This is a genomic window from Acidovorax sp. Root219, from assembly GCF_001428665.1.
Taxonomy (GTDB): domain Bacteria; phylum Pseudomonadota; class Gammaproteobacteria; order Burkholderiales; family Burkholderiaceae_C; genus Acidovorax.
In genome coordinates this window covers 89295-94605 of sequence record NZ_LMIJ01000001.1, presented here as the reverse complement: position 1 = coordinate 94605, position 5311 = coordinate 89295, and the positions used below count along the sequence as shown (strand labels likewise).

At 68.9% G+C, this 5311-nt stretch carries 6 protein-coding genes; 2 read left to right on the top strand and 4 right to left on the bottom strand.

Annotated features, from left to right (window positions below; translation table 11 throughout):
- Positions 1 to 195: 195 nt before the first annotated feature.
- Complete coding sequence (locus tag ASE28_RS00415; RefSeq protein WP_057263706.1) at positions 196 to 1212, bottom strand: phosphotransferase enzyme family protein; 1017 nt, start codon at positions 1210 to 1212, stop codon at positions 196 to 198.
- Between the two features lie 68 nt (positions 1213 to 1280).
- A complete protein-coding gene (locus ASE28_RS00410) occupies positions 1281 to 2180 on the bottom strand; it encodes a LysR family transcriptional regulator (RefSeq protein ID WP_057263704.1) in 900 nt (299 codons plus the stop codon).
- Positions 2181 to 2289: 109 nt separating this feature from the next.
- Between ASE28_RS00410 and ASE28_RS00405 the strand changes: the two genes are divergently transcribed.
- On the top strand, positions 2290 to 3546 hold the full coding sequence (locus ASE28_RS00405; RefSeq protein ID WP_157421789.1) for an alpha-hydroxy acid oxidase: 1257 nt from the start codon (positions 2290 to 2292) through the stop codon (positions 3544 to 3546).
- A gap of 26 nt (positions 3547 to 3572) precedes the next feature.
- On the opposite strand, the gene ASE28_RS00400 is transcribed toward ASE28_RS00405, so the two are convergent.
- The gene (locus ASE28_RS00400) at positions 3573 to 3983 is read right to left on the bottom strand and encodes a nuclear transport factor 2 family protein (RefSeq protein ID WP_057263702.1); all 411 of its coding nucleotides are present in this window, start codon (positions 3981 to 3983) and stop codon (positions 3573 to 3575) included.
- Positions 3980 to 4561 carry an NADPH-dependent FMN reductase gene (locus ASE28_RS00395; protein ID WP_082607792.1) on the bottom strand — a complete coding sequence of 194 codons (582 nt, stop codon included), beginning with the start codon at positions 4559 to 4561 and terminating at the stop codon, positions 3980 to 3982. The genes ASE28_RS00400 and ASE28_RS00395 overlap by 4 nt, the downstream gene beginning before the upstream one ends.
- A 34-nt stretch (positions 4562 to 4595) precedes the next feature.
- Between ASE28_RS00395 and ASE28_RS00390 the strand changes: the two genes are divergently transcribed.
- Positions 4596 to 5311, top strand: a 716-nt coding sequence (locus ASE28_RS00390; RefSeq protein WP_082607831.1) for a GntR family transcriptional regulator, incomplete at its 3' end; no start/stop codon positions are given.

Below are 5311 nucleotides of genomic sequence, written 5' to 3'. Positions count from 1 at the left end.
TCTTGGCGACGCAAGAGAAAGTTACTGCGCCGCCGGGCGCACACCCCGGCCTCCGCCCTCAACCAAGGCAAGCAGCAACAACAACAACAACCACCACCGTGTCACAACGTCCCGCAAGCGAGATGAAGAAGCGATGGCAGGCGGTGACGGATGCGGGCGCACAGCTCGATTGACGAGCCCGTGCACCGTTGCAGCTCACACCGGCGTCTTGAACGGCTCCCAATACTCCATCACCTTGAGCACGCTGCGCAACTGAGCCGTCGGCATGGTCTGCGTACCCCAGGTGGCCTGCCGCCCCGCAGTCTCGCCCATGATCCAGAACTGCCGCACGGCCAGAAAGGCGGCTATCGCGTCGAAGTCCGCCTGGGCCAGCGGGCGCACGCTGCGGTAGCCTGCCAGGTAGTGGCGCCAGCGCGTGAGCCCTGCCTCGTCGAGCACACCGTCCACCTTGCGCGGCAGGTTGTTCCACAGGTACACGCACAGCTCATAGGCCAGCAGCCCAGGGCCGGTGTCGTCGAAGTCGAAGAACGAGGCCACGCGCGTGCCGTCCGGCCCGTCGGTCATGAAGTTGTTGGCCCCGTGGCAGTCGCCATGGCAGGCTACACGCGTGAGCGTGGGCAGCAGGGCGGTGATGCGTGCGTCCAGGCGCCCGGCCAGAGCACTGTAGTCGGCGCGCAGGCCATCGTCCATCGCCGGTGCCGCACACAGTTGCTGCAGCGGCGCGCGCAGCAGGTCGGGCAGGTCGAGCTGGTACAGGCTGGGTGGGCCCGCGTAGCCCTGCGCCAATTCATGCAGCATGGCCAGGCCCCGGCCCGTGGCCTCGGTGTCCGGCACGGACTCGCCCGGCCATTCGCCCGGGAGGTGCTCGAACAGCACCAGCGGGCGCGGTCCCTCGGGCAGCGGCAGGGCGGTGCTGGCGGCACCATCGCGCGCGGCCAGGGGTGCCGCGACAGGGGCGCCTGCGGCCTTCAGGTGCCAGAGCATCGCCGTCTCGTAGGCCGTATTGGGTGCGCCGCGCGGGCGGTCGGCGCAAAGCCGCGCCACGGCCTGCCGGCCATCGGCAAAGCGCAGCTCGTACACCTGGTTGAAACCGCGCCGCATCAGCACGCAGTGGGCCACGTCGCCCAGCGCATAGTGCGCCTTCACCATGCGGGCGATGGCGCCGCCGGTGGGGGTGGACTGGGCGATGTCGATGGAAGGAAAGGCGGTCATAGGGGCAGGGCCAGGGGCGTGGAGGGCCGGGGATTCTGCCTGAAACCGGGGCGCGCAGCGTGGCGCGCTCAAAACACACTCCCCACCACCGCAAAGTCCGCCTCGCGCACCGCCAGCTCCCGCAGCGCCCCCACCAGGGGCCGCAGGTCATCGCGCCGGTAGTGCAGCGCGTAGCCCAGCAGCCCCAGCGGCACCGGGCTGGGCAGTTCCTGCAACACCCCGCGCTCGAACAGCGCCCGCGCCCAGCCCTGCGGCAGCAGGCCGATGCCGCCGCGGTGCGCGAGCAGGCCAGCGATGGCGCCCCAGTGGTTGCAGAACAGGCGGCGTGCGGGCTGCGCGCTGGCCTGGCGCAGCCAGTCGTCGATGAGGTGGGTGACGCCCGAGCCCTGGGGCAGGCTGACCAGGGGGTGGGCCTGCAGGGCGTTGGCATCCATGGCCGCCAGCCCCGCAGCCACCGCAGGGCTGGCGCACCAGGTGAAGGCGGCCTGCGCGATGGGCACCGAAGTGAGTGCGCTGCGGCTCGCCGGCCCGGCGATCACGGCCACATCCAGTTCGCCCTTGTCCAGCCGCTCGGCCAGGGCTGCGCCCACATCCACATGCACGCTCACCTCCAGGTCGGGGTGGGAGCTGGCGATGGCCGCCACCAAGTGCGGCAGCCAGGTCATCGCGGTGAGTTCGCCCACACCCAGGCGGCAGGTGCCGCGCAGGCCGGTGGTGGCGCTCATGGCCTGGTGCACCAGGTCGGCCTGCTGCAGCAGGGCGCCGGCCAGGGGCACCAGGCGCGTGCCGGCCTCGGTCAGCGCGGCGCGGTGGCCGGCGCGGTCGAACAGCACCTGTCCCAGCGATGCCTCCAGTTCGGCGATGCGCTTGGACAGGGACGAAACCGACAGGTGCACGCGCTCTGCGGCCAGGGCAAAGCTGCTGCAGGTGGCGGCCCAGTAGAAGGCTTCGAGTTGCTTGAGCGTCATGGATTTTGTTTCTATTTAGCGAACAAAGTGATTCTTCTAAATTCGCTTTTTTGCGGAATACTAATGCAAGACACTGTCTTTCAGTCCTCATTTCCATGGAACTCCAGCGATGTCCACTTCTGCCGCACCCGCCATCAACCCCTGGCAAGCCTTCGACGGCACCCGCCGCAGCGGGCGCATGCGCGACCTGCTTTCGCTGGGCGACTTCGAGGCCGCCGCTCGCCGCGTGCTGCCGCGCCCGATTTTTGGCTACATCGCTGGCGCGGCCGAAGACAACCATGCCCTGGCCGACAACCGGCAGGCCTTCGACGAACTGGCGCTGGTGCCGCGTGTGCTGTGCAACGTGGCGCAGCGAGATCAAGGCGTCACGCTGTTCGGCACGCGCTATGCCAGCCCCTTCGGCGTTGCGCCAATGGGCATCGCGGCGCTGTCGGCCTACCGGGGTGATGTGGTGCTGGCGCGGGCTGCTGCGGCGGCGGGCATTGTGGCGGTGCAGAGCGGCAGCTCGCTGATCCGGCTGGAGGAGGTGATGGAGGCCGCGCCGGGCACCTGGTTCCAGGCCTACCTGCCGGGCACGCCCGAGCGCATCGATGCGCTGCTGCAGCGCGTGTCTTCAGCCGGCGTGCAGACCCTGGTGGTCACGGTGGACATCCCTGTGGCGGGCAACCGCGAGAACAACCTGCGCGCGGGCTTTTCCACCCCGCTGCGCCCCGGCCTGCGCCTGGCGTGGGATGGGCTGGTGCGCCCGCGCTGGCTGGCGGGCACCTTGCTGCGCACGCTGGCGCGCCATGGCATGCCGCATTTCGAGAACTCGTTCGCCGAGCGGGGTGCGCCCATCCTCTCGTCGCGCGTGCAGCGTGACTTTTCCGGGCGCGACCACTTCGACTGGAGCCACATCGCCCGCATCCGCAGCCAGTGGCGCGGCGCCCTGGTGGTCAAGGGCATCCTCAGCCCGGCCGATGCAGCGCTGGCGCGCCAGCACGGGGTGGACGGCATCATCGTCAGCAACCATGGTGGCCGCCAGCTCGATGGTGCGGTGGCCCCGCTGCGCGTGCTGCACGCCATTGCCGAGCAGGCCGGCAGTCATATGGTGGTGATGCTCGACGGCGGCATCCGCCGCGGCACCGATGTGGCCAAGGCCCTGGCGTTGGGCGCGCAGGCCGTGTTCGTGGGCCGGCCGTTCAACTATGCCGCCGCCTTGGATGGCGAGGCCGGCGTGGCCGCTGCCATCGGCCTGCTGCGCGCTGAGCTGGACCGCAACCTGGCGATGCTGGGTGTGCGGTCCTGCGCCGATCTGGGCCCGCAGCACCTGATGGACCGGCGGGCGCCCTGGCCGTTGGCAGACTGGGCCAGCCCTGCCGGCTGAACCTGTGCTGACCACCGGGGTGGCGGTCAGGTGATGCTCATCTCCAGCGGCGTGGTCTGGAACGCGATTTGCCGCCAGGCGCCGCCATCCTCCTGCGTCCACACCTGCAGCACGCGCGAGTCGATGCGCACGGTGCCGGTGCCGTCCTTGCGCACCGCCACCAGCAGTTGCCTGCCGGTCATCACGGCGCTGGTGCCCAGCACCTGCACCTGGAGCTCGGACCGGTCGATCTGTTGGTAATCGACATGCGTGCCGCCGGAGCGGAAATAGCTGTCGTAGTCGTCCGTCTGCCCCTTGGCATGCACGTGGGTGAGGCCGGGGTGCAGGATCTCGCGCAGCCGCGCAAAGTCGCTACGTTTCATGGCATCGCAGCGCTGGGCTTCCAGGTCCAGCAGCAGGGATTCGGTGTTGCCGGGGAGGTGGGTGTCGGCTGTCATGTGGATCGCTGGGCCAGCCAGCGGATCTCGTCGAGCAGCTCCACCAGGCCGACCTGGATGAAGCCCAAGGTCGGCTCGTCCACCAGGCGGCCGTCCTGGATGCGGGTGGCCACGCCCGCGATGGCGATGTGCTGGCGCACCAGGGGCCGGGCCAGCGTGGCGGCCAGGGCGTCGCGGATCTGGGCCTGGGCGCGCACGCCGCCGGCTGTGCCGGGCGATGCGGTCATGACCAGCACCGGCTTGCCCTTGAGCGGCGAGGCGAAGCCCGGGCGCGATGCCCAGTCGATGGCGTTCTTGAGCACGCCGGGAATGCCGTAGTTGTACTCGGGCGAGCAGATCACCAGGCCGTCCGCGCCCGCAATGGCGCCCTTGAGCTGCGCCACGGCAGCGGGCGGGCTGTCGCCATCGAGGTCGGCGTTGTACATGGGCACGTCGTCCAGGGGGAACAGCTCCAGCGTGGCCGTGGGCAGCAGCAGCGGGGTGAGGCTGCGCAGCACGGCTGTGCAGTGCGATGCGCGGCGGATGCTGCCCGATATGGCAACGAGGCGGATGGGGGCGGCTTTCGGGTCAGTGGTCACTGGGGTTTGCTCCTTCTTTCAATGGCTTGAGTTTATGCATAAAATGCAAAACATGTACAAAAAAGAAACGCCTACGCGCACACCGCCCCTGGTTGACCAGGCGTTTGCACAACTGCGCCACGATGTGCTCAGCGGTACCTACGCCGCCGGTGCCAAGCTCAAGCTCGACGAGCTGCAGACGGCCTACGGTTTCTCCAGCAGCCCCCTGCGCGAAGCCCTGAGCCGCCTGGCCCAGGAGGGGCTGATCCGTTCCGACGAGCGGCGCGGTTTTCGCGTGGCGGCCATTTCGGCAGAAGACCTGGCCGACATCACCCGCATGCGCGTCATGCTGGATGTGCAGGCGTTGCGCGAATCCATCGCCCATGGCGACGATGCTTGGGAGGCATCTGTGGTGGGCGCCTTCCACCGGCTTGAAAAGGTAGAGGGCCGCCTGGGCAATGGCCCCGCCATTCTGGACGAAGGCTGGACCGACCTGCACACCGCCTTTCACATGGCGCTGATTTCCGCCAGCCCGTCGGAGCGACTGCGCGCGATGAGTGCCAGCCTGTTCGACCAGGCAGAGCGGTATCGGCGCTATTCCGCGCGTTTTCGCAAGAGCTTCAAGCACAAGTCCAACGAGCACCGCAAGCTCATGGATGCCACCCTGCGGCGCGATACGGAAACGGCCTGTGCGCTGCTCGAAGAGCACATCCTCAGTACCCAGCGCAATGTGATGACCGTGCTGGCCCAGGTCGAGCAGCAGCTGGGCTG

Coding starts and splice junctions, on each gene's coding strand:
- ASE28_RS00405 (WP_157421789.1), top strand. CDS start 2,290: ATGTCCACTTCTGCCGCACCCGCCATCAACCCCTGGCAAGCCTTCGAC.
- ASE28_RS00410 (WP_057263704.1), bottom strand. CDS start 2,180: ATGACGCTCAAGCAACTCGAAGCCTTCTACTGGGCCGCCACCTGCAGC.
- ASE28_RS00400 (WP_057263702.1), bottom strand. CDS start 3,983: ATGACAGCCGACACCCACCTCCCCGGCAACACCGAATCCCTGCTGCTG.
- ASE28_RS00415 (WP_057263706.1), bottom strand. CDS start 1,212: ATGACCGCCTTTCCTTCCATCGACATCGCCCAGTCCACCCCCACCGGC.